Origin of the sequence: Brevibacillus sp. TJ4 (assembly GCF_044627595.2) — a bacterium.
Taxonomy (GTDB): Bacteria; Bacillota; Bacilli; order Brevibacillales; family Brevibacillaceae; genus Brevibacillus.
Genome location: NZ_CP185865.1, coordinates 557,124 through 581,433 on the forward strand (window position 1 = coordinate 557,124; position 24,310 = coordinate 581,433).

23 protein-coding genes are annotated in these 24,310 nt (G+C 55.0%); 16 read left to right on the forward strand and 7 right to left on the reverse strand.

What is annotated here, in order from left to right; all coding sequences use genetic code 11:
• Positions 1 to 42: 42 nt before the first annotated feature.
• Positions 43 to 1,449: a methyl-accepting chemotaxis protein gene (locus tag ACAF76_RS02560; RefSeq protein ID WP_400162485.1), complete on the reverse strand. Its 1,407-nt coding sequence runs from the start codon at positions 1,447 to 1,449 to the stop codon at positions 43 to 45.
• 203 nt (positions 1,450 to 1,652) lie between these two features.
• Between ACAF76_RS02560 and ACAF76_RS02565 the strand changes: the two genes are divergently transcribed.
• Positions 1,653 to 2,762: a histidine kinase N-terminal domain-containing protein gene (locus ACAF76_RS02565; protein WP_400162486.1), complete on the forward strand. Its 1,110-nt coding sequence runs from the start codon at positions 1,653 to 1,655 to the stop codon at positions 2,760 to 2,762.
• A gap of 32 nt (positions 2,763 to 2,794) precedes the next feature.
• Here the strand turns inward: ACAF76_RS02565 and ACAF76_RS02570 are convergent, their stop codons facing one another.
• Both ACAF76_RS02570 and ACAF76_RS02575 read right to left on the reverse strand, forming a co-directional pair.
• Positions 2,795 to 3,100 (reverse strand): hypothetical protein, encoded by a 306-nt coding sequence (locus ACAF76_RS02570; RefSeq protein WP_400162487.1) that lies wholly within the window; start codon positions 3,098 to 3,100, stop codon positions 2,795 to 2,797.
• Between the two features lie 79 nt (positions 3,101 to 3,179).
• The gene (locus ACAF76_RS02575; protein WP_400162488.1) at positions 3,180 to 3,383 is read right to left on the reverse strand and encodes a cold-shock protein; all 204 of its coding nucleotides are present in this window, start codon (positions 3,381 to 3,383) and stop codon (positions 3,180 to 3,182) included.
• A gap of 177 nt (positions 3,384 to 3,560) precedes the next feature.
• Between ACAF76_RS02575 and ACAF76_RS02580 the strand changes: the two genes are divergently transcribed.
• The 3 genes from ACAF76_RS02580 (at position 3,561) to ACAF76_RS02590 (ending at position 5,662) form a co-directional block, all read left to right on the forward strand.
• The gene (locus tag ACAF76_RS02580; RefSeq protein ID WP_400162489.1) at positions 3,561 to 4,835 is read left to right on the forward strand and encodes an MFS transporter; all 1,275 of its coding nucleotides are present in this window, start codon (positions 3,561 to 3,563) and stop codon (positions 4,833 to 4,835) included.
• Positions 4,836 to 4,953: 118 nt separating this feature from the next.
• Positions 4,954 to 5,157, forward strand: a complete 204-nt coding sequence (locus tag ACAF76_RS02585; RefSeq protein WP_400162654.1) for a YwbE family protein — start codon at positions 4,954 to 4,956, stop codon at positions 5,155 to 5,157.
• A gap of 166 nt (positions 5,158 to 5,323) precedes the next feature.
• A complete protein-coding gene (locus ACAF76_RS02590; protein ID WP_400162490.1) occupies positions 5,324 to 5,662 on the forward strand; it encodes a hypothetical protein in 339 nt (112 codons plus the stop codon).
• Positions 5,663 to 5,757: 95 nt separating this feature from the next.
• Here the strand turns inward: ACAF76_RS02590 and ACAF76_RS02595 are convergent, their stop codons facing one another.
• On the reverse strand, positions 5,758 to 6,303 hold the full coding sequence (locus tag ACAF76_RS02595; RefSeq protein ID WP_400162491.1) for a GbsR/MarR family transcriptional regulator: 546 nt from the start codon (positions 6,301 to 6,303) through the stop codon (positions 5,758 to 5,760).
• Positions 6,304 to 6,561: 258 nt separating this feature from the next.
• Between ACAF76_RS02595 and proV the strand changes: the two genes are divergently transcribed.
• From proV to ACAF76_RS02620, 5 genes are all read left to right on the forward strand, one after another.
• A complete protein-coding gene (gene proV, locus ACAF76_RS02600) occupies positions 6,562 to 7,821 on the forward strand; it encodes a glycine betaine/L-proline ABC transporter ATP-binding protein ProV (RefSeq protein ID WP_400162492.1) in 1,260 nt (419 codons plus the stop codon).
• Entirely contained in the window at positions 7,790 to 8,629 is an 840-nt protein-coding gene (locus tag ACAF76_RS02605; RefSeq protein ID WP_400162493.1) for an ABC transporter permease, read from the forward strand. Before proV ends, ACAF76_RS02605 begins: the two co-directional genes overlap by 32 nt.
• Positions 8,630 to 8,640: 11 nt before the next feature.
• Entirely contained in the window at positions 8,641 to 9,567 is a 927-nt protein-coding gene (locus ACAF76_RS02610) for a glycine betaine ABC transporter substrate-binding protein (RefSeq protein ID WP_400162494.1), read from the forward strand.
• 185 nt (positions 9,568 to 9,752) lie between these two features.
• Complete coding sequence (locus ACAF76_RS02615; protein WP_400162495.1) at positions 9,753 to 10,349, forward strand: DedA family protein; 597 nt, start codon at positions 9,753 to 9,755, stop codon at positions 10,347 to 10,349.
• A gap of 112 nt (positions 10,350 to 10,461) precedes the next feature.
• The gene (locus tag ACAF76_RS02620; protein WP_400162496.1) at positions 10,462 to 11,625 is read left to right on the forward strand and encodes an iron-containing alcohol dehydrogenase; all 1,164 of its coding nucleotides are present in this window, start codon (positions 10,462 to 10,464) and stop codon (positions 11,623 to 11,625) included.
• Positions 11,626 to 11,789: 164 nt separating this feature from the next.
• On the opposite strand, the gene ACAF76_RS02625 is transcribed toward ACAF76_RS02620, so the two are convergent.
• From ACAF76_RS02625 to ACAF76_RS02635, 3 genes are read right to left on the reverse strand one after another with little or no spacing between them, the layout of a single operon-like run.
• Positions 11,790 to 12,149 (reverse strand): DMT family transporter, encoded by a 360-nt coding sequence (locus tag ACAF76_RS02625; protein WP_400162497.1) that lies wholly within the window; start codon positions 12,147 to 12,149, stop codon positions 11,790 to 11,792.
• Positions 12,150 to 12,163: 14 nt separating this feature from the next.
• Positions 12,164 to 12,484 carry a DMT family transporter gene (locus ACAF76_RS02630; RefSeq protein WP_400162498.1) on the reverse strand — a complete coding sequence of 107 codons (321 nt, stop codon included), beginning with the start codon at positions 12,482 to 12,484 and terminating at the stop codon, positions 12,164 to 12,166.
• Complete coding sequence (locus ACAF76_RS02635) at positions 12,478 to 13,011, reverse strand: TetR/AcrR family transcriptional regulator (RefSeq protein ID WP_400162499.1); 534 nt, start codon at positions 13,009 to 13,011, stop codon at positions 12,478 to 12,480. Before ACAF76_RS02635 ends, ACAF76_RS02630 begins: the two co-directional genes overlap by 7 nt.
• Positions 13,012 to 13,168: 157 nt before the next feature.
• On the opposite strand from ACAF76_RS02635, the gene ACAF76_RS02640 reads away from it, so the two are divergent.
• The 7 genes from ACAF76_RS02640 (at position 13,169) to ACAF76_RS02670 (ending at position 24,307) form a co-directional block, all read left to right on the forward strand.
• Positions 13,169 to 15,451 (forward strand): DEAD/DEAH box helicase, encoded by a 2,283-nt coding sequence (locus tag ACAF76_RS02640; RefSeq protein WP_400162500.1) that lies wholly within the window; start codon positions 13,169 to 13,171, stop codon positions 15,449 to 15,451.
• Positions 15,441 to 16,811 (forward strand): ribonuclease H-like domain-containing protein, encoded by a 1,371-nt coding sequence (locus ACAF76_RS02645; protein ID WP_400162501.1) that lies wholly within the window; start codon positions 15,441 to 15,443, stop codon positions 16,809 to 16,811. Before ACAF76_RS02640 ends, ACAF76_RS02645 begins: the two co-directional genes overlap by 11 nt.
• A gap of 163 nt (positions 16,812 to 16,974) precedes the next feature.
• Positions 16,975 to 18,207 (forward strand): glycosyltransferase family 2 protein, encoded by a 1,233-nt coding sequence (locus ACAF76_RS02650; protein ID WP_400162503.1) that lies wholly within the window; start codon positions 16,975 to 16,977, stop codon positions 18,205 to 18,207.
• A 201-nt stretch (positions 18,208 to 18,408) separates the two neighbouring features.
• Positions 18,409 to 20,781, forward strand: coding sequence for a DUF7408 domain-containing protein (locus ACAF76_RS02655; RefSeq protein ID WP_400162504.1), 2,373 nt, complete (start codon positions 18,409 to 18,411; stop codon positions 20,779 to 20,781).
• The gene (locus ACAF76_RS02660; protein ID WP_400162505.1) at positions 20,778 to 21,704 is read left to right on the forward strand and encodes an ATP-binding cassette domain-containing protein; all 927 of its coding nucleotides are present in this window, start codon (positions 20,778 to 20,780) and stop codon (positions 21,702 to 21,704) included. The genes ACAF76_RS02655 and ACAF76_RS02660 overlap by 4 nt, the downstream gene beginning before the upstream one ends.
• Positions 21,701 to 22,582, forward strand: coding sequence for an ABC transporter permease (locus tag ACAF76_RS02665; protein WP_400162506.1), 882 nt, complete (start codon positions 21,701 to 21,703; stop codon positions 22,580 to 22,582). The genes ACAF76_RS02660 and ACAF76_RS02665 overlap by 4 nt, the downstream gene beginning before the upstream one ends.
• A gap of 6 nt (positions 22,583 to 22,588) precedes the next feature.
• Entirely contained in the window at positions 22,589 to 24,307 is a 1,719-nt protein-coding gene (locus tag ACAF76_RS02670; RefSeq protein ID WP_400162507.1) for a hypothetical protein, read from the forward strand.
• Positions 24,308 to 24,310: the final 3 nt, after the last annotated feature.

Below are 24,310 nucleotides of genomic sequence, written 5' to 3' on the forward strand. Positions count from 1 at the left end.
GCATGAAGCGCGTTCCCGAAAGAGGAGAGGTCGTACCGTAGGTTATCCCTGTCTGTTTTGCAGTGAAATATCCGCGCCCAGCACGCCTTTTTGCCCGTGTTCGTCCTCCAGACGAAGTGAGATCGTCACGCACGGTCGTTTGGTAATCGCCGACAGATACGGTGCCGAGACGAAAAACCCGTCCTGCAAGGCGCCGCCAAACCAGGTGCGCCGCTTCGCATTGAGGATGCCAGCTTCAGGCAGGGAGTGGAGAAAGTCGCCGTCGATGTTGTTCAGCCAAACAGCCTCCAACTCCTCGTTTTCCTCGATCCAGCGCTGGAAGAGGTGTTGCAGTTCATGGGCCGGTGTCGTCATAAGATGGGGCTGGTTGGCCCACCCTTCCAGCTTTTCGCGCCAGCGCTCCGACAGTTCCGTCGTCAGGGCACTGGTATCCACATACTTGGGCATCACATCCGTGCGCTGACGGAATGCGACCGAAAATTCATCCGAGATGCTGCTCAAATGTTTGCTTGCTTCCAGCAGTTGCTTCACGATTCCGTTCTGGCTAGCCGAGATCGCCTGCACATCGGTGGCGAGCCGGGTGCTTTCCTTCGACTTGTTGAGCAGATGGGTAAGCTGTCCGGTCATGGTCTGCACCGTCTCTACCTGCTTGTGGCACGAGTTTTCATTTTCCGAGATGACTTCCTCCAATAGCTGAAATTGCCCCTGCACCTCTCCCAAGGAGCGCTGTGCTTCCTCCAGCTCCTGCTTGTTCCCCGCGATCAAGTTCTGGTTTTCCTGCAATACCTCGAGCACATCCTGCGATGCGTGCTGGATGCTGTGCATCAGCGGATCGATTTTGAGCAGATGCAAGCTGCTTGCGTCAGCCAGTTCTTTCACCTGGTTGGCGACGGCAGCAAAGCTGCTGCCTTGATCTTCTGACTGTGCCGATTCGATCGCTGCATTCATCGCCAACACATTCGTTTGCTTCACCATCTTTTTCACCAACAGTTGCAGTTCGGTCACGAGTTGGATTTGTTCCAGCAAAAAGTGGAGCGATTGGGAGGTGCGCTGGGTGTTTTCCGCCAGGCTGGCGAAGGTTTGCGTCGTGTGAGTCAAGGCTTTGGCGGCTGAACCCAGTTCCTGTTCACACACGGCGTTTCGTTCCCGCATGGTTTTGGCCTGGACCGAGGCTTCTTCCGCGCGGTGCTGCACCGATTGCAAAAAGTGGTTCAGCGTCTCCACACCATCCAATGTCTCCGTCTGATTGCGCACGATCGTTTCGCTCATGGAGAGCACGTTGCCCGATACTTGTTCGATTCTCCCCGATTCGTTGAAAATGCGCTCGACGATGGACTCCAGCCGATCTGCCGCAACCAGGATGTCGCCGGTCAGATGTGAGGTGTTGTCCGTGCTTTCGGAAGCGGATGGATTTTTGTACGCATTGACAATTTTCAACAGCAGGCCCAATCGCCTCATCCTCCCACCACAATAATGTTATGTTTATGTTATATAATCTTACATTACCGGAAGAGGCGCTGACAAGAGCTTCGCTGATTTGAATCGCCAGTTGTCGTAACCAACTTGTAATAATTTCTTTAAATGGCAATTGACCTGATTGTATAATATTGATAGCGAGAATAAGTGTTTACCAAACAATGGGGTGAAGACGAGTGCCCACGGATCAAATTAGCGCTTTTATCGAAGCACACATAGACGAACTGGTACAAAAGTTTCGACATCAGGCAATTTTGGTAGAGCACGATCTAAGAAAAAATAGCGATCAATCGAATGCCCGTACATTGTTTCAGATGATGACGGGTTATCTTCGTTCGATGACTACGTTAGAGGAGATCAAGCAGTTCGCATTCAAGGTAGCGCAAGAACGCAAGGCAGTACGGGTAGACATCGGGGATTTTGTTTCCAACATTTGCTTGGGCAGAAGGCTGGTGTTAGAGCTGCTGATAGAAGGCGAGCTGCCCACTGAATTGCGTTTGAAAGCGTTGTCAAAAATCAATGAATGTTTTGATACATTTCTGGTACATTCTGTATCCCATTATACCGATTTGAAAAACAATGATTTGAAAGAAAAGCAGATGTTTATCGAACGCTCCCACAAGGACAAGCTGACGATTTTGGGACAGATGGCATCGAGCTTTGTCCATGAATTCCGCAATCCGCTGACGTCAATTATCGGTTTTTCGCGTCTGCTAAAAGAGGATTATCCCGATTTGCCGTATGTAGATATTATTCAAAACGAACTGAAACAGCTCAACTTCCGGATTTCCCAGTTCTTGCTCGCTTCCAAGAAGGGCACCGTCGACCAAAGATTCGAAATGGTGCAGATCCAAAGTCTGATAGACGAAATCCTGGGCTTTTTGTATCCGGCGATCGTGGACGTCAATGCCGATATCTTGTGCGAGATCGACCCGGTATGCACCGTTTCAGGCAGCCGGGACGAGGTGAGGCAGGTGTTGATCAACATTATTTCGAATGCTCTGGACGCCTTGCAAAAAGTGCAGGGCCACAAGCAGATCGTCATCCGTGCCACCCAGTCGGTGGATATGACCACGATCCGCGTCTCCAACAACGGCGTGCCGATCCCTGCCGACCTGTTGCCGCTGATCTTTGAACCGTTCTTCACCACAAAGGAAACAGGGACAGGCATCGGACTGTACGTCTGCAAAGAGATTATCGAACGGCACAACGGGACGATCAATTGCGAGTCGACCGAGGATCAGACGACCTTTTCCATGCACTTTCGTCTGCCTCCTCCCCATTAGCAAAAAAAACAGGCTGCATCGGTTCCGCCCGATTACGCCTGTTTTTTTCTACGTTCTATTTCTTCGGTGACCACGAATGCAAGGTCGTCATTGCCAAACAAGGACAGCACGCCTAGCAACGTGGCGTCGGGAATCTCCTCAGACTCTTCCTTTGGAACCGTGTTGGCCATCATTTGCGCGAGCAGGGGATTCTCGGCTTGTTTCGGGTAGGCGCGGCTGTACAGTTCGCGTGCATCCAAATCGTGATTGACGCACCATTGCGCAAAGACGAGAACCATCATTCCCTCATCGCGCTGGTACGCCTGGATCATCTGTTGCTCCATTTCTTTTTGGTCCATGTGTACGCTCCTCTTCAACGGGTACATCTATTGTAAAGAAAGAGCGGGAATAGCTGCAAGAGTGAAAGACATTTACGCCTTAGTTCGATTTTCGGGTGTGGTTCTGCAGAACGGGAAGCAGGCGAGTGCCCTTGCTCATCTCGCTTTGGCAGAGTGGACAGGTGGGACTTTCTTCAAATGAAAAATTGTCCCTCATCCAGCATGAGCAGTTGTCATTGCTGCATGCCCATACGTCGATTTCTTCTTCTTCGATCGGTTCCATTGCTTTTTTCGCGAAATACACATGAACGCCCCCTTTATTTCAATTCTATCTTAATGTGTGATACAAACCCAGCAAATATACCAAGATTCTTCTCGTTTTCCAGCAAAGAGCTCTAAATAACAGCACAAACAGGGAATAAATCGACCGCTCCGAATCACAATAAACCTTGGAAGTATGTTGAGCTGCGGAGGGCGTCCCTTGCAAGAAGACAAAAAGCTTGATTTGATCTCGATTGCGTCAATTCCGTTGATTATGACCTTGGGCAATTCGATGCTGATCCCGATTTTGCCCACGATCCAGAAAAAGCTGGCGATCTCCTCGCTCCAGGTAAGCCTGATCATTACGGTCTACTCTGCGGTCGCAATCGTACTGATTCCGATTGCTGGCTATTTGTCCGATCGCTACGGCCGGAAAAATATCATCATCCCGAGTCTGATTACGACTGCCGCAGGGGGAGCGATCTCCGGCTTTGCTGCCTGGTTCATCGAAGATTCCTACTGGCTGATCCTGTTGGGGCGTTTTTTTCAGGGGATCGGAGCGGCAGGCTCGGCTCCCATCGTCATGCCGCTGGTCGGGGACATGTTTCACCGCGACGATGACGTCAGCAGCGGTCTCGGTGTGATCGAGACTGCCAACACATTGGGGAAGGTGCTCAGTCCGATCTTGGGCGCGGCTTTGGCGACAGTGCTTTGGTATCTGCCGTTTTTGGCGATTCCGGTCTTTTGCCTGATTTCGATTGTCTTGGTGATGTTTTTGCTGAAGGCGCCCAAAAAACAGGAGAAGCCCAAGCAATTTCGCCATTTCCTCACCAACGTCAAAGATATTTTCAAGCAGAAGGGAAGATGGCTGTACGCCATTTTTGCCATTGGCTGTATATGTATGTTTGTAGTCTTCGGCGTGCTATTCTACCTCTCCAGCATGCTGGAGGACAGGTACGGGATCGATGGAGTCTACAAAGGGCTGATTTTGGCGATACCCTTGGGCATGCTATGCACGGCTTCGTTTTTGACCGGCAAGCTGATTGGCAAAAACAAACGGTTGATGAAGTGGGTGACGTTCTTCGCTCTTCTCGTGCTGTCGGTCTCCGTATTTTTGACCGGCTGGGTCACAGGACTGCCCTTGACGATCCTGGGGCTCGTTTTTAGCGGTCTGGGGATCGGCGCGTCGCTGCCTTGCCTCGATGCCTTTATTACCGAGGGAATCGAAAAAGGTGAGCGCGGAACGATTACGTCCATATACAGCAGTATGCGTTTTATCGGTGTCGCCGCCGCACCGCCGATCGTCTCGCTCCTGATGGAGCAATCGCGAATGGCGCTGTTTTTGACGTTTACCTCCGTTTCCCTGGTGGCTGCGATCCTGAGCCTGCTTGCGATCAGGCCGAGCCAAAAAACGCGGGAAGACGACCGCGAAAAAATGGTCAAGCAGGTCATACACGATTTGTTCGGAGAAAAGAATCTGGAGCGGCTGAAGTAAACGGCAGGGCAAATCGCTGTGGACGTCAGGCGGTTTGTCGGGTAAGCTGGCAGAAGCGTCAGTGTTGCGCCGGACTGTGAAGCCGCTGACGCGAGGCGAGAAGAAAGAGGGAACACGGATGAACGGCAAAAATCGCAAGGATGTTCTTCCCGGACTCGAGGTCGAGATCGTGCTGAAACAGGACCAGCGGACGGGAAAACGAACGCGCGGCATCGTCAAAGATATTTTGACCAACTCGGCAACGCATCCGCACGGAATCAAGGTTCGCCTGACGGATGGCCAGGTTGGACGCGTGCAGGAGATTGTCAAAAAAGAGCAATAGAAAAACAAAACGGGGGACTTTCACGGGTGTTGCCAATCTGTTGAAGGTCCCTGTTTTTTTGTGTGTGAGGCGCTGTCAGCGGTACCAGGCAAAGTTGGTACTGCCTGGTGGCGCCCGTTTTTTTTATAGTGGGTGTAAAGTAAACGAGATAAGGAGTAATCGCCCCATGACCAAGGCAAAAGTCGGGCTCGCCTACTATGGAATACTGTCCGTGCTCTTTTTGGCCGGAAGAATGTACATCATCGAAGCAAACAACATGCGGCAAGGCCCTGTCCCTACAGAAGCCTTCCAGCGATTGTTCGATTGGGTACATCTGTTTTCCTATTTTTTTGTGGTACCGCTTTTGATAATCGGGCTGGTGGCCACGATGTCCTGGACGAAACGAAAAGGCTTCTCCATGCCGCTCACAGTCACCCTTTGCCTGCTGTATGCTGTCCTCGCATTTCTGGCTGGCATCGTACTGAGATTCGCATTCGTGCTCATCTTTTACGGATTCGCGCCGTGAGATGACGTCTGCCAAGAGCAGAAATACACAAAAAACGAACCTCGATCCCGCAAAGGAAGAGGTTCGTTTTTTTTTGCGCGTTTGAACTGCCTCGCTCACTCTGTTGTCTTCTTTGGTACATAATCAAAGATCTCGTGAGACTCGAAGGAGTCGATCAGGCGCGAGAGCCAGTCGTAGTATTCCAGACCGTTCTCCATGCGCTCGATGCTCAACTCCACCCGGCTCGCAAGTTCTTCCGAAAGCTCTCCGGTTTCCTTCAGCGCGTACAGCTCTTTGAGTGATCTTTTCAGCACCTGGACATTTTGCTCGCAGGCATGTCGCCATTTTACCGAAAAGAGGTCGATAAAATTCTGATACCAATCCAGATTTATCTCATAATGGTCTTTCCGTGTCCCTTTTTTCCAAATTTTCCCAACCATGTTTAAGTCCATCAATGTGCGTACGCCCGTGCTCATGCTCGTTTTGCTCATACCGAGCGCCTCGCCCATTTCATCCAGCGTCATAGACTTGTCCTGAAACAGCAAGGTGCCGTACAAGAGGCCCGTAGACATCGTGACACCGTACAGATCCATGTTGCGGGCTAATGATTCGATCACGCGTTCCTGAGCCTTCTCGAGGATTTTTTCCTGATTGATATCCATTGTGAAAGAAGCAGCTCCTCTAGCAGATTCCTGATGAATAGATTGTACGTGTAGGTAGGTAAAATGTAAATGGAGATGTAGCACAGGATATACGAGGAATCCTGAGAATACGGTAAGAAACGTGCGTAAAGTTTTTTCTGAACGTACGATACGGTCGTTTTTACGAGTATACCCAATTTGAGGCAAAAACAGACTACCGATACAATGAGAAGAGTCTCAAACGTCCGGAACGCGGGCAGAAAGTTTGGAGGTGAACATATGCCCAAGATTCAAGTAGAAAATTTGACGAAAGTTTTTGGTCGCCAGCCGCAACGTGCGCTGCAAATGCTCAAGCAAGGGAAAACCAAACCGGAGATCGCAAAGGAAACGGGTCTGACGGTCGGGGTGAACCAGGCGAGCTTTGAAGTGCACACTGGCGAAATTTTTGTCATTATGGGACTTTCCGGGAGCGGGAAGTCGACGCTGGTTCGGTTGTTGAACCGTTTGATCGAGCCGACGGAAGGGCGTATCCTCATCGACGGCGAGGATATCGTTCGCATGAACACGGAAGAATTGCAAAATGTCCGTCGCAAAAAACTGGGCATGGTCTTTCAGAAATTCGCTTTGTTTCCACACCGAACCGTGGTCGAGAACGCGGCGTACGGTCTGGAGGTGCAAGGCATTCCGAAAACCGAGCGCTTGAACAAAGCGAAGGAGTCGCTCGCCCTGGTCGGTCTCGCCGGCTGGGAGGACAGCTATCCGGACCAGTTGAGCGGCGGGATGCAGCAGCGTGTCGGTTTGGCCCGCGCTCTGGCCAACGATCCTGACGTGCTGCTGATGGACGAAGCGTTCAGCGCGCTCGATCCGTTGATCCGCAAAGATATGCAGGATGAACTGCTGGAATTGCAAAGCACGATGCAGAAAACGATCATCTTTATTACCCACGACTTGGACGAAGCGCTCAAGATCGGGGACCGGATCGCCTTGATGAAGGATGGGGCGGTCGTGCAGGTAGGAACGCCGGACGAGATTTTGACCAACCCGGCCAACGAGTACGTGGAGCGTTTCGTAGAAGACGTGGACCGTTCCAAAATCCTCTCCGCCGAGCATGTAATGAAGCGTGCGGAGACGATCACGCTCGACAAGGGGCCGCGCGTCGCGTTGCAGTTGATGCGGGACAGAGGGGTTTCCACCTTGTACGTCGTGGACAAACGCAAAAAGCTGCTCGGCGTGTTGACAGCCGACGCGGTGAATCAGGCGCTGAAAGACATGTTGCCTCTCGAGCAGGTGCTGCGCACAGAGGTGCCGACAGTGTCGCCGGATAAGGTGCTGAACGAACTGTTTGACCTGGTTGCCTTTTCCGATGTACCGGTAGCGGTGACGGGCGAGCAGGAGCGGCTGTTGGGCGTGATCGTCAAAGGTTCGCTTCTCGGCGGCCTGGCTGGAAAAGTCAACGACGAAGGCAAGGACAAAGTGCCGGCTGACGCAGTAGGGGAGGTGACCGCAGATGAGTCAATGGGTGCCCAAACTACCTCTTAATGAGTGGGTGGAAGTCGTCGTCGATGTGATGGATGCCCGATTGGGATTTTTGTTTGATCTGATTTCGGCTGGGATTGGCGGTACCGTTTCGCTGTTTCATCTGATCTTGACCGGATTGCCGTTTTGGGTACTGCTGATCGTATTTACATTCCTTGCGTACAAGACAAGCAGGCTTTCCATTGCTCTTTTTACCTTTATTGGGCTTTTGCTGATCCAAAATCTCGGCTACTGGAACAATTCGATGGAGACGTTGGCACTGGTGCTGACGGCAGGTTTGATTTCCATCATCATCGGGATACCGGTGGGAATCTGGTGTGCCAAGAAAGATTCGGTGCAAAATGTGATTACGCCGCTGCTCGATTTCATGCAGACGATGCCGGCGTTTGTCTACCTGATCCCGGCGATCTTCTTCTTCGGTCTGGGACAGGTGCCGGGCGTGATCGCATCCGTCATTTTTGCGATGCCGCCGACGATTCGCCTGACCAATCTGGGAATCAGGCAGGTTCCGGCAGATTTGATCGAAGCGGCGGATTCATTCGGTTCCACGTACTTCCAAAAGCTGCGCAAAGTGCAGCTGCCCATCGCCAAGACAACGATCATGGCCGGGATCAACCAGAGCATCATGCTGGCACTGTCCATGGTCGTCATCGCTTCCATGATCGGGGCCAAGGGGCTGGGGGCCGATGTATACCGCGCCGTGACGCAGATCAACATCGGGGCCGGATTTGAAGCAGGATTGGCCATCGTCATTATCGCCATTTTGCTGGACCGCATTACCCAAGGTGTAGGAAAGAGAAAAAAAGCGTAGGAGGGGTTTTTATGAAAAAGAGTACCTGGAAGGGTGTAACGATTGCCGCATTGTCGCTCAGTTTGTTGATGGTAGGTTGCGGAAACGGGCAGCAGCCGCAGGAAGGCAACCAGCCTGCGGAAAACAGCGGAGAAGCTGCACAAGGCAGCGTCGGCGATCTGGTAGATTACAAAATCATCGGGATTGACCCCGGCGCCGGGCTGATGAAGGCGACAGCGAATGCGATCACAGAATACGGCCTGAATGACTGGGAGCTGGTGGAAGGCTCTAGTGCAGCCATGACCGCTGCCCTGACAAAAGCGTACGAAAAGCAGGAGCCGATCATCGTGACAGGCTGGACGCCGCACTGGATGTTCTCCAAGTTTGACATGAAATACCTGGAAGACCCAAAAGGCGTTTTCGGTGAAGACGAGCAAATCCACACCATTGTCCGCAAAGGTCTGAAGGATGACCAGCCGAGCGCGTATGCGTTCCTCGACAAGTTCGAGTGGGAGACGGCCGACATGGAGAAAGTGATGCTGGACATCATCGACGGCAAAAGTCCGGAAGCGGCTGCTGCAGACTGGGTAAATAGCAATGAAGAAAAAGTAAACCAGTGGGTGGAAGGCATCGAGCCTGCGGACGGTCAAAAACTGACGCTCGCCTATGTGGCTTGGGATTCCGAGATCGCCAGCACCAATGTCGTGAAGACAGTGCTGGAACAAAAGCTGAATTACCAGGTTGAACTGAGCCAGGTGGAGGCAGGTCCGATGTGGATCGGCGTATCCAATGGCGACGTGGACGGCATGGTTGCAGCGTGGTTGCCGACGACGCACGAAGACTATTACAGCAAGCTGAGCGAAAACGTCGAAGACCTCGGTCCGAACCTGAACGGAACCAAGCTGGGTCTGGCTGTTCCGACCTATATGGACGTCAACTCGATCGAAGATTTGAAATAACGTCGAATCACGCACCGCCGGATTTTGTCTGGCGGTGCTTTTTTGTGCGATCAAACGTACAGCAATGGCTATCGCCTGCGCCCAAAGGCTTGGTCTTGGCTAGTTTTCTTTTGAAAAAACCGGGCATGAGCGCTCTTGGGACGAGAATAGACTACAGTAGAGAGGTTGCAGTCCGGGAGGGTGCCGTGGAGGAGTATGTAAATCTGTTTGTGGCCAAGTACGGGTATGCGGGGATTTTTTTCTCCCTGACGCTGGGGGTCATCGGTTTGCCGATTCCCGACGAGGTCTTGATGACGTATGCCGGATATGCCGCAGCACGCGGCATCCTGTCCATGCCGCTGGCGTTTGCCAGTGCGTTTTGCGGGGCGGCGCTCGGTTCGACGATCAGCTACGGGGTAGGCCGAATTTGGGGCCTGCCCTTGCTCGCGTGGCTGGGTCCCTATGTGGGCATCACCGCAGCAAGGCTGGCGAAAACGCAGGGACTGTTTGGCCGGTACGGATCGCTGTTGCTCGTCGTCGGCTACTTTCTTCCGGGAATTCGTCACCTCAGTGCCTATATCGGCGGCATGTCCGGGCTGAACGTGCGCCGCTTTGTCCTGTTTTCCTTTACCGGTGCGTTTTGCTGGAGCATGACCTACTTGCAGGTTGGACTGGCGTTGGGGAAGGATTGGCTCCGCTTCGTTGTCTATGCCCGCCATTACGGCTTCTGGCTGTTTGTGATGATCGCCTGCATTGCCGCCGGCTTGTACGTGATCAAAAAAAGCAGACTGGATGAGCCGTAAGCCTGCGTTGACACATGCCCGCAGAGGGTGTATCCGACCTTTTCCGTCTGTTTTGCTGGTGTGGGCAGGGGAAGGCTTGTATCATTGGGGGTAAGACGGGGAGGGAGAAAAGATGCAAGCATATCAGTACGTGTGTCCGACTCGCATAGAGATGGGTTTCGGAAAGTCACAGGAGCTGCCGGCGATTTTGCAATCCGTACAGGCCGGCTCGTCGATTTTGCTGGTGAGCGATCCCGGCATCATCCGCGCTGGGCTGGTCGAGCCGATTCAGTCGTCGCTGGAACAAGCGGGCTACACGGTAACACTTTTTGACGCGCTCAGCCAAAATCCACGCGATACGGAATGTCTGGCTGGAGCAGCACTGTTCCGCGAGGTGTCGGCGCAGATGGTGCTGGCGATTGGCGGCGGCAGCGCGATGGATACGGGAAAGGCGATCGCCTTGATCGGTCCGAATGGCGGCACTCCTGCCGAGTACGCAGATGGACATTTGCCGTATGAACGGATTGCGCCGATCGTCTGCGTCCCGACAACAGCAGGGACAGGCTCGGAAGTGACGCGCTCGGCGGTCATCACCGAATCGGCGACCCACCGCAAGATGACGTTGAAGCACGCTGCGCTGCGTCCGACGCTGGCGATTCTCGATCCGGCGCTGACCTACAGCGTTCCGGCGGCAGTCACGGCGGCTACCGGAGTAGACGCTCTGGTGCACGCCATCGAAGGCTATACGTGCAAAGTGACCAACCCCATATCGCAAGCCTTCGGGGCGCGGGCGATGGAGAAAATCGTCAAGGCACTGCCCTCTGCCTACGCGGACGGCAACAATGCCCAGGCCCGGTACGACATGCTGGAAGGCAGTCTGCTGGCGGGCTTGTGCTTTGGCTCCGCCGATGTGGCTGCTGTCCACTGTCTGGCGGAAGCGTTGGGCGGTATGTACGACACTCCGCACGGCGTAGCCAATTCCGTTTTTCTGCCGCATGTGCTGCGCTTCAATGCGCAGGAAGACAAGGCGCTGCACGCCAGATTGTCCCGCTATATGGGCTTTGCCAGCGATAGCGATGCCGACGATGAGGCCTGCGACAAGCTGGTCAGCGGCATCGAGAGCTGGACGGGCAGTCTCGGCATTCCGAAGCTGCGCGATTTGCCGGGTGTCAACGAAGCCGACTTTCCCCGCATCGTCGAGCTTTCTGTGCAAAATGGCTCGACGCCAAGCAACGTGCGCAGCATAACAGCGGCGGACTACATGCGCATTTTGCAGGAGGCGTATCAGGCGCAGTAAGACCAGGAAAGTTTCATAAACTCGTTCTGCAAGCAAGAGAAGCTCTCCTTTGCCGGACGCAGACCAGAGCGGAGAATGAAAACAGGCTTCTCCCGCTACGACTTCTTTCTCGGCAGCCGAAAGCTACGGAAGCGTTTTGTTCCGTAGCTTTTTTGCAGGCGATACTACCCGCGCTGGTCGGTTGCGGCAGGTGTTTCTTCCGTGCTTCTCGATTTGTTCAAAATGACGATGCCACCAATGACCAAGGCAAGCGCGAACACTTTCATCCCGCTCAGATGCTCAGCGAAGAGCAGCACTCCGATGATCGCCGTCAACGCCGTACCGATGGCGGACCAGGTCGCGTATGCGGTAGAGAGCGGGATGTGTTTGAGCGCGAAGCTCATACAGACAAAGGAGATGAGAAACCCGGCTGCTACCCCGATGGACGCCCATAAGATGGTAAAACCATCGGAAAATTTCAGCATCGTCGAGCCAAACGCTTCCGCGAGAATGGCCAAAGTCAGGAACATGACTGCTTGTTTCATCGTTTCCCTCCGTATTATTTCTCCAGATTCAACAACACCAGCCCGACAACCAAAATAGCCAGCCCGGCAATTCCTTGCTTGTTCAGTTTTTCCCGAAACAGGTAGACGCCGACCATCACCGTCAAAATCGTTCCGACGCCGCTCCAGGTGGCGTACACCAGCCCCAGCGGCAAATCTCGCAGGGCGAGAGCCAGCATGTAGAAGGCAGAGCCGTATCCCGCGATGACGCCGAGCACCGGCAGCGGCCTGGAAAAGCCGTTGGAGAGCTTCAGCATCGAGGAGCCGAACACTTCGAGGACGATCGCCAAAAACAGCAAGGTGTATGCGATCAACATGGGGCATCCTCCCTGAGCATGGCCTGAAGCTGGGCCAGTACGCGGCTTTGTTCTTCCCGGCTCAGCGGGTCGAGGTCGAACATCCTGGAAAAGAGCAGGCCATCGCACACGAGCCGTACGATCAAGCCTTTTTCCAGAGGAATGTGTTCTTCCGCCATTTTCTCCCGAAGCAACCGGTAATCGTCTTCCCACATCGCCAGCACCTCTCGGTAGTTGGCGATAGCCGCGAGAAGGCTGGAATCGGCACAGTAGTCTTCCGGATCATCGATTTGCGTAAAAGAAGCGCTGGCGTAGGCTTGCACGTAGCTTCCTGTTTTTGCGTACTCCTCGTCAAGCCGCTTCTGAAAGACGTGCAGGCTCTGTTCATTCAGCCCTCGGACCAGTTCCTCCTTGCTGCTGAAATGATACAGCAGACCGCCCTTGCTCACGCCGGCCTCGGACGCCACGGCCTCCAGTGTCAAATTGCCAAGTCCTCGTTGCTGGATGACTCTGGCGGCGGCTGCCAGCAAGTCTGTTTTTTTAATCATCGTTGCCCCTCCACTTCCGACCGTCTGGACGGTTTTTATTCTACCGGAAGAGGGGAGCAGACACAATGCTGTTTCGTGCGGCGTTTGTGAATTTGCGATTTCCCCATTTACATCCCGAACATCCATTCGTACAATAACCTACAAGTAGGTGATAACCATGGACAGAAAAAAACAGATCGGCGAAATTCTCGAACAACTGAAAACCGACGAGCGCTTTGCCGCCAATATTGCGCATTGGAGAACGATCCCCAGTCGCGAGGCAAAAAGCGTTCCTTTTCCCGCGAATTTGGATGCACGTATTCAGGAGGCGTTGGCGCGCCGAGGCATTCCTTCGCTCTATACACACCAGGAGACGTCCTTTCGCCACGTGATGGCAGGAAAAAGCATCGTCGCCGTCACCCCGACTGCCTCGGGAAAAAGCATGTGCTACCACTTGCCTGTGCTGCAAACATTGTCGCAAGATCCGCAGGCCCGCGCACTTTACCTGTTTCCGACCAAAGCGTTGGCGCAGGACCAGAAAAGCGAGCTTCACGAGCTGATCAACGAGATGGGACTTTCGATCAAGTCGGAAACGTACGACGGGGATACCCCTGCACAGATTCGGCAGACGGTGCGCAAGGCAGGCAATATCGTTATCACCAACCCGGATATGCTGCACTCCGCCATTTTGCCGCATCACACCAAATGGGTTTCCTTTTTTGAGCATTTGAAATACGTCGTGATCGACGAACTGCATACATACCGCGGCGTATTCGGCAGCCACGTGGCCAATGTCATCCGCAGGCTGAAGCGGATTTGCGCCTTCTACGGCAGCCGGCCGCAGTTTATTTGCACTTCCGCGACGATCGCCAATCCGCGGGAGCTTGCCGAGCAACTGACCGAAGAAGAAGTGGTGCTGGTCGACAACAACGGCGCACCGGCGGGAACAAAGCATTTTGTGTTCTACAATCCGCCTGTCGTCAACCGGCAGCTCAACATCCGGCGCAGCGCCACGCTGGAGGCGCGCGACATTACCGAGCAGTTTCTCGTCAATGGCATCCAGACGATTTTGTTTGCGCGCAGCCGTGTCCGCGTGGAGATTTTGCTGACGTACCTGCAGGAGCTGATCAAGAAAAAGCTCGGGCCGAAGACGATTCAGGGCTATCGCGGCGGCTATCTGCCCAGCCAGCGCAGGGAGATCGAGCGCGGCTTGCGCAGTGGCGAGATTCTCGGCGTCGTCAGTACCAATGCGCTCGAGCTCGGTGTCGACATCGGGCAATTGCAGGCGTGTGTGATCACAGGCTACCCCGGTTCTGTGGCGAGTACCTGGCAGCAGGCGGGGCGTGCGGGCAGACGGCAAGGCGAGTCTGTAGTCGTCATGGTCGGCAGCTCGACTCCGCTCGACCAGTACGTCATTTCCCATCCCGAGTATTTTTTCGAGCGCAGTCCCGAGACGGCACGGATCAATCCGGACAACCTGATCATTCTCGTCGACCACCTCAAATGCGCCGCCTACGAGCTGCCTTTTCAGGAAGGAGATCGCTTCGGCCGGGCGGAGATCGTGGAAATCCTCGAATTTCTCACCGAGGAACAAGTCCTGCACTACGCGCGGGGCAAGTGGTTCTGGATGAACGACTCGTTTCCCGCCCACAATATCAGCTTGCGTTCCGCTTCCCAGGAAAACGTCGTAATCATCGACATCAGCGAGCGCGGCAACGAGCGGGTCATCGGGGAAATGGACCGCTTCAGCTCGATGACACTGCTGCACGAAGAAGCGATCTACCTGCATCAAGGACGGCAATACCAGGTGGAAAAGCTCGACTACGAGGAAAAGAAGGCATATGTACGCGAGGTGCAGGTCGACTACTACACGGACGCCAACCTTGCCGTGCAGTTGAAGGTGTTGGAGCAGGACCAGTCTCGCCACCACGCCCAAAGCGCCTTTGCCTACGGAGAAGTATCGGTCCACGCGATGGCGACGATTTTCAAAAAGATCAAGTTCGAGACGCATGAAAATATCGGCTCCGGACCGATCCATCTGCCCGAAGAAGAGCTGCACACAAACGCCGCCTGGATTGCTTTTTCCGATTCGCTGCTGGAGACAGTCGGGGCGGAGGATACCGAACGGGGACTGGTCGGCCTGGCTCACGTGCTGCAACACGTCGCACCGCTCTTCGTCATGTGCGACCCGATGGATTTGCATGTGATCCCGCAGCGCAAAGCCGTTCACTCCCAACAGCCGACGATCTTTTTGTACGACCGCTACCCGGGCGGCATCGGCTTGAGCGAGCAGGTATACAAGGAAATGGAGACGATTCTCAGCCAGGCCGAGCAGTTGATCACGTCCTGCGCCTGCGCATCGGGCTGTCCCTCCTGTGTCGGAGCGACAGACGACGGAAGCAAGGAGCTGGCACTGACCCTGCTGCGCGTTGCCCAGGGAGGGAGTACGTATGTCACTTAAAGCAAAGCTGCAGCGGATGAAGGGACATCTCGTGCAGGAGACGGACCAGAAGCGGCAGGTGCCGCCGGATGCCGAGCCTGCTTCTGCTGCTCGTTTATCCGAGGACGCAGCAGTGCAGACAGACCTCCGGCAAGGCGAGCAGCCGGACATTCCCTTGCTGGAGGAGTGGCAGAAGCTGCAGGCCAAGCCGTACATATGGGAAGGCGAGTACGTGATGATCCGCGAAGTCGCCTATCCGATCGGGCAGCGCCACGGAGCGTACGCCTTTTCCCAGCTTGCCGAGACCATCTCCGCCTGGGAGGCGTCCGGCAGACAGCATCCGTTGTCAGCAGCAGGGCGCCATGCCGAAGACCTGCTCTTTTTTGACACGGAGACGACGGGGCTGTCCGGCGGTGCGGGCAATACCGTCTTTTTGCTCGGATACAGCCGTCTGGAGGGAGATCGCGTCATCGTCCGCCAGCACTTCCTGCCCGCTCCGCATGCGGAGGTCGCATTGTACCGTTCGTTTCTGGAGCAGGCGCAGCAGTCCTCCCACCTCGTCACCTTCAACGGCAAGTCGTTTGACTGGCCACAGGTGAAGACGCGGCATACGCTGATCCGCGACCAGGTGTCCGCTTTGCCTTCGTTTGGCCATCTGGACCTGCTGCACGGCGCGCGGCGACTGTGGAAGGACGAGCTGGAATCATGCCGCCTGTCCTTGATCGAGCAGGAAAAATTGCAGGTCACGCGGGAAGACGATCTGCCGGGCTATCTCGCGCCGATTCGCTACTTCGACTTTCTTCACAGCAAAGACCCCGCGGTGATCGAGGGCGTACTTCGCCACAACGAGTGGGATGTGCTCTCCCTGATTACACTCTACATCCACGTCTCCCGGCTGCTGCTGGAGCAGGAACGGAGCGCAGTCACCGTCGAGGAGCGCTTCGCCGTCGCCAAATGGTACGACGCCTTGGGCGAGCAGGAAGCGGCAATCGCCTTTTACCAGCAAGTGGCTGACAGCGGCCATCCGTGGAGCGGCAAGGCGAAACTCGCACTCGGCCAACTGTACAAAAAGCAAAGGGATTGGCAAAAGGCACTGCACGTATTCGAGTCCTGCATCGCGCAAAACGCTCTCGTCCCCGACGAGGTATACGTCGAGGCAGCCAAGCTGCATGAGCATCAGTACAGAGACTGGGAAAAAGCGCTGTTTTACACGAAGCAGGCATATGAGCAATGGAAGCGGCGGGCCGCCCTGTTGCGCCACAAGTCGAAGGACGAGGCGCTTGCCTACGAAAAGCGGATCGCCCGCCTACAGCAAAAACTCGGCGGAAATGGAGCAGAACAGACAGAGATGGGCGATTTGCTGGACGGGTTAATTACGTAGAGCTATTCCCGTTTTGCGCTGCAGTCCCTGTTTGCTATAAAAATTAGGAATGATTTCCTGCGAAAGATGAACCAAAAATCCCCTCTCATCATTTCGAAAAACAGAGTATACTTTGTATTGCGCAAACGCGCCGAATACAGAAAAAAGGGTGGGTTAACCACGTATGGAGCCTTATCTTGAGATCCTGTTTACTGTGTTGCAAATTATCGTAGGGGGGATCGGCGTCTATCAGATCATGCTTGGTTTTGTGGGCTATTACAGAAAGAAAGAGACAAAGAAACATCCGGCTCAAAAATCATTTGCGATTCTGATTGCAGCACACAACGAAGAAGCGGTCGTAGGGGCTCTTTTGGAAAACCTGAAAAAACTGGACTATCCGCAGGAGCTCTACGACACGTTCGTCATCTGCGACAATTGTACGGACCGTACGGCGGAGATTGTCATGGCTCACCAGGTTCGGGCGATGCAGCGCTTCGACCCGGTGAAAAGAGGAAAGGGGCATGCCATCGAATGGATGCTGGAACAGCTTTGGCAGGAAAAGCGCAGCTACGATGCCGTCGTCATTTTGGACGCCGACAATCTGGTCAGCCCTAATTTCCTTTCCGAAATGAACGAGAAGCTGGTCGATGGCAAGCAGGTCATCCAAGGGTATCTGGAAACGAAAAATCCGTACGATTCCTGGGTCAGCCTCTCGTACGCCCTGATGTACTGGTATATGAATCGGGCCTGGCAGTTGTCGCGCTATCAGTTGCGCCTGCCCAACAACCTCGGCGGCACCGGGATGTGCATTACGACCCAGCTTCTGAAGGAAATTGGCTGGGGCGCCAATTCGCTGACGGAAGATATTGAATTTACTGCCCGCTGTGTCGAGCGCAACATTTACCCTACGTGGGCGCACGATGCGATCGTCTACGACGAAAAGCCGATTGATTTGGCCAGCTCGATGCGGCAGCGGCTGAGATGGATGCAGGGCCATTTTTACTGCGCCCGCCAGTATTTTTTCCGATTGGTCAAACTCGCGATGAAAAACAGAAACTTCGCCCAGTTGGATGCATCGCTGTATTTGTTCCAGCCGTTTCGCTTGCTGCTCTTCGTCGTGTACAGCCTGATGCTCTACTTTCAGGTGGCGACATCCGCGTTTGACGACTGGGGCATTCGGGAAGTGTTGCCGGACTGGTTCTGGGTTGGCATGGGCGTGTTCTTTTTCTTGCAGACGCCGATCGTCCTCCTGATCGAGAAAAAGCCGCTCAAAGCGATTCTCGGTTACATCCCGTATCAATTTTTCCTGCTGACCTGGCTTCCGCTGGCGGTGTATGCCTTTTTCACCAGCAACAATACGCAGTGGAGCCACACCCGGCATACTCGAGCGATCCGGATCGAGGAGCTTTCGAAGTAACGCAATCAATATGAATGGGAGAACAAGGTGCTCCTCGTATGCAGGCATGAGGCTTGCGACGAGGCGGCACCTTGTTTCGGTTTACCGGACTTTTCCAATCTGACAATAAATACTTGTAGCGTTTTTCTGACTTTGATCGTCTATATATTTATGTACAAGAAGAGACGAAAGGCAAGCAGGTCGTCTATGGAGGAATGTGGAATGAGAGAAAAACAATTCGCACGAAGGTTGATCGGCTTCAATGCATGCCTGGTGCTCCTGTTCGGGTTAGTGGCGTGGCTCCCTCAGATGGCCAGTGCAGAGACGGCGATGCGGCTTGATGTGAAAGTGGGGATCAACGGGGATTACAAACAGTCAAAACTGGTGCCAATCCGCGTCTCTGTCACCAACACAGGCCCGGATGCGGAAGGAGAGCTGATCGTCGCAACCGACAATGCCGGTTGGGACAAGTACGGAGCCGCTTATTACCAGCCTGTCTCGGTGGCACAGGGAGCGACCAAGCAGGTGACGATTGCGGTGCCGGGTGAAAGCATCCGTTCGAATACAACCGTTTCCTTTGTTCAGGATGGAAACACCGTCGCGCGCGTACCTGTAAAAGGCAGAAGCTATGATGAAAACGTATTGTTGGTCGGCGTATTGGCTGCCGATGCAAATACGGCCAATTTTCTCGGCGTCATAAACCAGAATGCGCTGGGCCGAGAAGTGAGGGTTCTGCCGATGAAGGAAGACCAGGTGCCGACTGCGGGAAACCAGTTGCACATGATCGACATGCTCGTTTTAAACAACTTTGCCCTCGATACACTCACCACCCAGCAAATCGAAGCGATTCGCGAATGGACGAAAACGGGCGGTATGCTGGTCGTCGCAGGGGGCGCGCAGTATGCGAAAACAGTCGGCCCGCTCAAAGACCTCTCGCCGGTCGAAGTGACTTCCGTTACCAGTGTACAGCAATTATCTGATTTGAAAGCGGAAGACAAACAGGTGGAGCTTCAGGAGCCATTCACCGTCAGCCAGGCAGAGGTACGCGCGGGACGTGTACTGTATTCCGAGGGCGATATTCCTCTCCTGGTCAGCGGTACGTACGGGCAGGGAAAAGTGCTGTACGTAGCGTATGATTTGGCTGCGAAACCATTGGCCAGTTGGTCGGGCAATGCTGTATTCTGGCAGGAGGCACTGGCCCGCGCGTTTGGCTCCAGCCTGAATTCGGGCGACGGCGTCCACTTGCAGGACGATGTATGGCCGCTGTCCAACGCGTCGGAACGAATGCCTGCGATGAAATTGCCGGAGGTAGGCTGGTTTGCGCTGCTGTTTGGGATATACGCTCTGGTCGCCGGACCGCTCCTGTTTTATATCCTGCGCGTCCTGCGCAAAACAAGCTATCTATGGGCGGTTGTACCGCTTCTGGCTGTTATAACGGGAGTGGGCATGTTCTCGTTTGGAACCATGCAGCGTGGAACGAGTGTCCTCGTTCATCAGACGGGCCTGGTCGAGCTGCTTCCGGAGAGCCAGGCGAGGGTCAAGGCGGTCACGGCCATGTTCGTTCCGACCAGCGGGGACTATCGTCTCACTGTACACGGCTCGGGAATGACCCAGCCGAATCAGGAGGATCGGTACAATTCCGGTCTGCCTACAAGCTTGGTCAGACTCGATGAGGAGCAGGCGGAGATACAGTTCCGCAATGTGGAATTCTGGTCGATGCGCAAGGCTGCGACCAGCCAAATCGTCTCGGATGCAGGGGAATTTGCGTCCGATCTGACGTATGCTAACGGCACCTTGCTGGGCACGGTGACGAATAATACGAAATACGCCTTGCGCGATGTACGCGTCGTATCGGGCATGCAGGTTCAGGAGATTGCGGAAATGGCTCCCGGCAGCACAGTCGAGGTACAGCTCAGTTTCCAGCCAAACAGTCAATCTTCAAGCAACATGCCGTATCGCGTTGTCAGCAGGCTTGTTCCGCAGAACAGCCAAAACGTGAACTATGACGTCGAAAGGGAGCCGATCATTGTGCAGATGCTGGAGCGTACGCTGTATGGCTCTGGCTGGGTGGGGAAAGTGATGATTACCGGGTGGACCGACCAGCCTGTCGTCGATGTATCCGTCGGTGACAAGTCTGTACAACCGGATGGAATCGCACTGGTCGTCTCTCCACTGGAGGTGAAGCCGTCAGCGTCTGACATGACGTTGTATCCGGCAAGTTACTTTGAAGCAGTACAGTCAGGCAGCACCGCTGACCTGCATCGGACTGACAACGGCTACTACATGGCTGCGGGAGAGATCACCTTCGACATCGATGTGACCGTTGACGACCAGCGGCTCGAGGTCGGCAATCTCTACCTGTATACCTGGTCAGAGGACAGCACGAGCTTTGGCAAGCAGGTGTACAATTGGCAAAAGCAGGACTTTGAAGCGTACGATGACGTCTTTGTAAACGGTGTACTCCCTGGCGAGCGGGCAGCCAGCTATCTGTCTCCTGAAGGTGTGCTGCGCATCAAATTTGCCCATACGCAGCCGGGTGAACGCCATATTGGCATACCGTCCGTCATGGTGGAAGGAAAGGTGATGACCCCGTGATTTCGATACAAAATCTGCGAAAGCGATACGGCAAGATGGAAGCGCTCAAGGGGCTGTCCCTGGAGATCGAAAAAGGAACCGTCTTTGGCTTCGTCGGGCCAAACGGTGCGGGTAAATCAACCACGATGTCCATTCTCGCCACCTTGCTGGAACCGACCAGCGGGAAGGCGTATGTAGGTGGCTATGAAGTCACCAAAAATCCCCGCGAGGTTCGCAAGCTGATCGGGTATATGCCGGACTTTTTCGGCGTCTACGACAATTTGACAGCAGCGGAATACCTCGATTTTTACGCAGCCAACTACGACATCCCGCAGGCTCAGCGAAAACAGATCATTCCGCAACTGCTCGAGCTGGTCAACCTGAGTCACAAGCGCGATGCGTACGTTGATTCGCTCTCTCGCGGCATGAAACAGCGCCTTGGCCTGGCGCGTTGTCTGGTTCACAATCCCGAGGTGCTGATCCTGGACGAACCGGCATCGGGACTCGACCCGCGGGCGCGGATCGAACTGCGGGAGATTTTGAAAGAGCTGCGCGACATGGGCAAAACGATTATCATCAGTTCGCATATTTTGCCGGAGTTGGCCGAGATGTGCGATGTGATCGGGATTGTCGAGGAAGGCAATCTGGTCGCGTTCGGGCGGGTGGATGAGATTTACGCCAAGATGCAGGAAAGACGCGTGCTCCGCATCCGCCTGCTGGACCGCCTGGAGGAAACGATCCACTTCTTGCGCGAGCAGCCTGCTGTCTCGCATGTGACGAGAGAGGGCAACAGTGTTGTCGTCAGCTTTTCCGGGGACGACGAGCAGCAGGTGGAGCTGCTTCGCAATCTTGCTGTCGCCGGCTACTCCGTGGCCGCGTTCAACGAAGCGCAGGGAGACCTGGAAGAAATCTTTCTGGAAATTACGAAAGGGGTGGGCTCATGAATCTGTTGAAACGCTTGAACAACCCCGTTCTGTTTAACGAATGGAAAATGCGGATGCGAAACCGCCGCTCGGCGTGGATGCTCTTCTTTTACCTGCTCGTACTGGGCGGGATCACGCTGACCTACATCTTTCTGGAGACGGAAGGCGGAGCCTACTTCAACCCCAACCGGACGCGGGAGCTGTTCATGCTGCTCTCCATCCTGCAGTTGGGCATGATCTTCTTCGTCGTGCCGGGGCTGACGGCCGGAGTCATTTCCGGTGAGCGCGAGCGGCAAACGCTGAACATCCTGTTGACCACCAACGTCAGTGCGACACGCCTGATTTTGGGCAAGTGGCTGGCATCGCTCAGCTTTATGACGTTTCTCGTCATCGCGACCATTCCGCTGTATGCAATCGTCTTTCTGTACGGGGGGATTTCTCCTGGACAGCTATTCCAGGTATTTGTGTTCTACGTCGTTACGATGCTTGGCATCGGCAGCGTCGGCGTGCTCTTGTCCACGTTGATCAAACGCTCCGGGATTGCCACCGTACTCAGCTACGGCATCTTTTTCTGCTACTCGATCGGGACGCTGATCCTGGCGGAAATCATCCGCGAGTTGATCCAGTACTACCAGCGGGCTAACAACCTGCCGCGAACCCCGGTGGAGTGGGTAGATCACATGTACAGCATCAATCCGTTGTTTGCGCTGCTGAGCATTTTCGGCGAAGGACCGGCGAACAACATGCAGTTGTATCCGAATTCATGGCTCGCCCAGATCGATCCGTTCTGGTTGTTTTCCGCCTTTTTTGGAATCGTGACGCTGTTTTCGCTGCTCTTGTCGATCTACTTGATCCAGCCTGTGCGGCCGCGCCTGTTCAAAGCGGCTGCGAAGGAGTAGAGGACCATGTTTGCGCAAAGAGAAACAGACGAACTCAAGTCACTGCTTGCTCCGATCCGCAAACGCCTGGGCACGTTCCTCCTGGTGCGCCAACTGGTCGCATACGGCTTGTATGGAGCCGGGGGAAGTCTGTTGATTCTCGTTTTGGCGCGTATGCTGCCGATCCCGTACTACCACTGGATCGCCCTCGCATGTCCCGTGCTGGCCGTGGGCATCGGGGCGTTGCTTTGGATCGGCAGGCAGCCGACCTGGCTGGATTCAGCGCAGGTAGCCGACGAACAGGGGCTGATGCAGCGGACCGTGACGGCGTGGCAGCACCGGGACAGCAGCTCGGCTGTCGCCCTTCGCCAGCGCGAAGATGCGCTGCGCCACTTGCGCAGACAATTGCCGCATATCGTCTCCAGCGTGCGCATCTGGTCCGAGGTGAAAAAGCAGACACTGATCACGGCTGGCCTGGTGCTTGCTGGCGTGCTGTTGCTGCTCGTGCCCAACCCCCAGGACGACAGGCTGGCGCAGTTGGCCGAGCAGCGGGAAGCGCTCGCAGCAGCAGAGCAAAAGGTCGAAGAGGCCATACAAGAGGTAGCGGCTGATCCGAACTTGAGCGAGGAACAGAAAAAGCAGTTGGAACAGATGATGGAGCAGGCAAAGGCGGCTCTGGCGAAATCAGATGATCCGGCAGAGCGGCTGCAGGCATTGCACGCCGTGGAAAAGCAACTGGAAAAGGCACGCGAGGCAGAGGAGCGAAAACAGGCGGCTCTGAACCGTTTGCAGCAGGAGCTATCGCAGTCGCAGGGCACGCAAGGTTTGGCTCAGGCGCTGGAGCAAGGCGACCGTGAAGCGCTGACAGCCGCTCTGCAAGAGGCTGCCCGGGCCATCGAGTCGCTCAGCCAGCAGGAGCGCGAGGAGCTGGCCGCCGCTTTACAACTGGCGGAAGAGCAGCTACGCCAGGCGGCAGAAGCAGCACATTCGCAGGAGGCGATGAAAATCGCAGATGAACTGGCAGCTGCCGCCGGACAAATCGCCCAGGGACAGATCCCGCAAGCGCTGACCGCATTGGAGCAAGGTCTGTTGCAAGCTATGACCATGTCGGCACAGTCCCAGCAGGCGCTGCAAACCGCAGCGCAGGCGCAGGCAGCCTTGCAGCAGTCGCAGATGGCGCTCGCCGCGGCTGCAGGCACTCCCGGGAACAACGCCGCGACAGGTACGCCAGGTACTGGCGGAACGCCCGGAACTGCTGCGCCAGGACAGTCTCCCGGACAGCAGCCCGCCGGGAATCAGGCAGCCGCCCCCGGCAATCAGCAAGGGACAGGAAATAGTGGGCAAGGAAATGGTGCCGGCAATGGGAATGGACCCGGACAGGGCAACGGCTCAGGCAATGGAAACGGAAACGGGAATGGCAACGGTGCTGGAGGAGGCACCGGTTCCGGAGGTGGCGTCGGCCCCGGGGCAGGTCTGGGATCAGGCAGACACCAGCTCGTGACCGTGCCAACCCAGCGCATAGACGATGACGGCGGTCCGGTCGACACAGTGGGCGGTCCGTTGGGATCAGGACCTTCCCAGTCGCGGCAGAGCGCCAACAGCCAGGTCTCCTCGGGAACCACGCTGCCCTACGAGGAAGTGTACGGGGAATACGAGCAGTTTGCCCGCGAGAGTCTGACCAAAGGCAATATTCCAAGCGACTACCAAGAAGTCGTCAAACAGTACTTCGAAAGCATCGAACCATAACCA

Excerpts from the sequence above, each read along its gene's own strand:
- ACAF76_RS02570 (WP_400162487.1), bottom strand. The coding sequence starts at position 3,100 with ATGGACCAAAAAGAAATGGAGCAACAGATGATCCAGGCGTACCAGCGC.
- ACAF76_RS02585 (WP_400162654.1), top strand. The coding sequence starts at position 4,954 with ATGAACGGCAAAAATCGCAAGGATGTTCTTCCCGGACTCGAGGTCGAG.
- ACAF76_RS02590 (WP_400162490.1), top strand. The coding sequence starts at position 5,324 with ATGACCAAGGCAAAAGTCGGGCTCGCCTACTATGGAATACTGTCCGTG.
- ACAF76_RS02595 (WP_400162491.1), bottom strand. The coding sequence starts at position 6,303 with ATGGATATCAATCAGGAAAAAATCCTCGAGAAGGCTCAGGAACGCGTG.
- proV (WP_400162492.1), top strand. The coding sequence starts at position 6,562 with ATGCCCAAGATTCAAGTAGAAAATTTGACGAAAGTTTTTGGTCGCCAG.
- ACAF76_RS02605 (WP_400162493.1), top strand. The coding sequence starts at position 7,790 with ATGAGTCAATGGGTGCCCAAACTACCTCTTAATGAGTGGGTGGAAGTC.
- ACAF76_RS02610 (WP_400162494.1), top strand. The coding sequence starts at position 8,641 with ATGAAAAAGAGTACCTGGAAGGGTGTAACGATTGCCGCATTGTCGCTC.
- ACAF76_RS02620 (WP_400162496.1), top strand. The coding sequence starts at position 10,462 with ATGCAAGCATATCAGTACGTGTGTCCGACTCGCATAGAGATGGGTTTC.
- ACAF76_RS02625 (WP_400162497.1), bottom strand. The coding sequence starts at position 12,149 with ATGAAACAAGCAGTCATGTTCCTGACTTTGGCCATTCTCGCGGAAGCG.
- ACAF76_RS02630 (WP_400162498.1), bottom strand. The coding sequence starts at position 12,484 with ATGTTGATCGCATACACCTTGCTGTTTTTGGCGATCGTCCTCGAAGTG.
- ACAF76_RS02635 (WP_400162499.1), bottom strand. The coding sequence starts at position 13,011 with ATGATTAAAAAAACAGACTTGCTGGCAGCCGCCGCCAGAGTCATCCAG.
- ACAF76_RS02640 (WP_400162500.1), top strand. The coding sequence starts at position 13,169 with ATGGACAGAAAAAAACAGATCGGCGAAATTCTCGAACAACTGAAAACC.
- ACAF76_RS02645 (WP_400162501.1), top strand. The coding sequence starts at position 15,441 with ATGTCACTTAAAGCAAAGCTGCAGCGGATGAAGGGACATCTCGTGCAG.
- ACAF76_RS02650 (WP_400162503.1), top strand. The coding sequence starts at position 16,975 with ATGGAGCCTTATCTTGAGATCCTGTTTACTGTGTTGCAAATTATCGTA.
- ACAF76_RS02655 (WP_400162504.1), top strand. The coding sequence starts at position 18,409 with ATGAGAGAAAAACAATTCGCACGAAGGTTGATCGGCTTCAATGCATGC.
- ACAF76_RS02665 (WP_400162506.1), top strand. The coding sequence starts at position 21,701 with ATGAATCTGTTGAAACGCTTGAACAACCCCGTTCTGTTTAACGAATGG.
- ACAF76_RS02670 (WP_400162507.1), top strand. The coding sequence starts at position 22,589 with ATGTTTGCGCAAAGAGAAACAGACGAACTCAAGTCACTGCTTGCTCCG.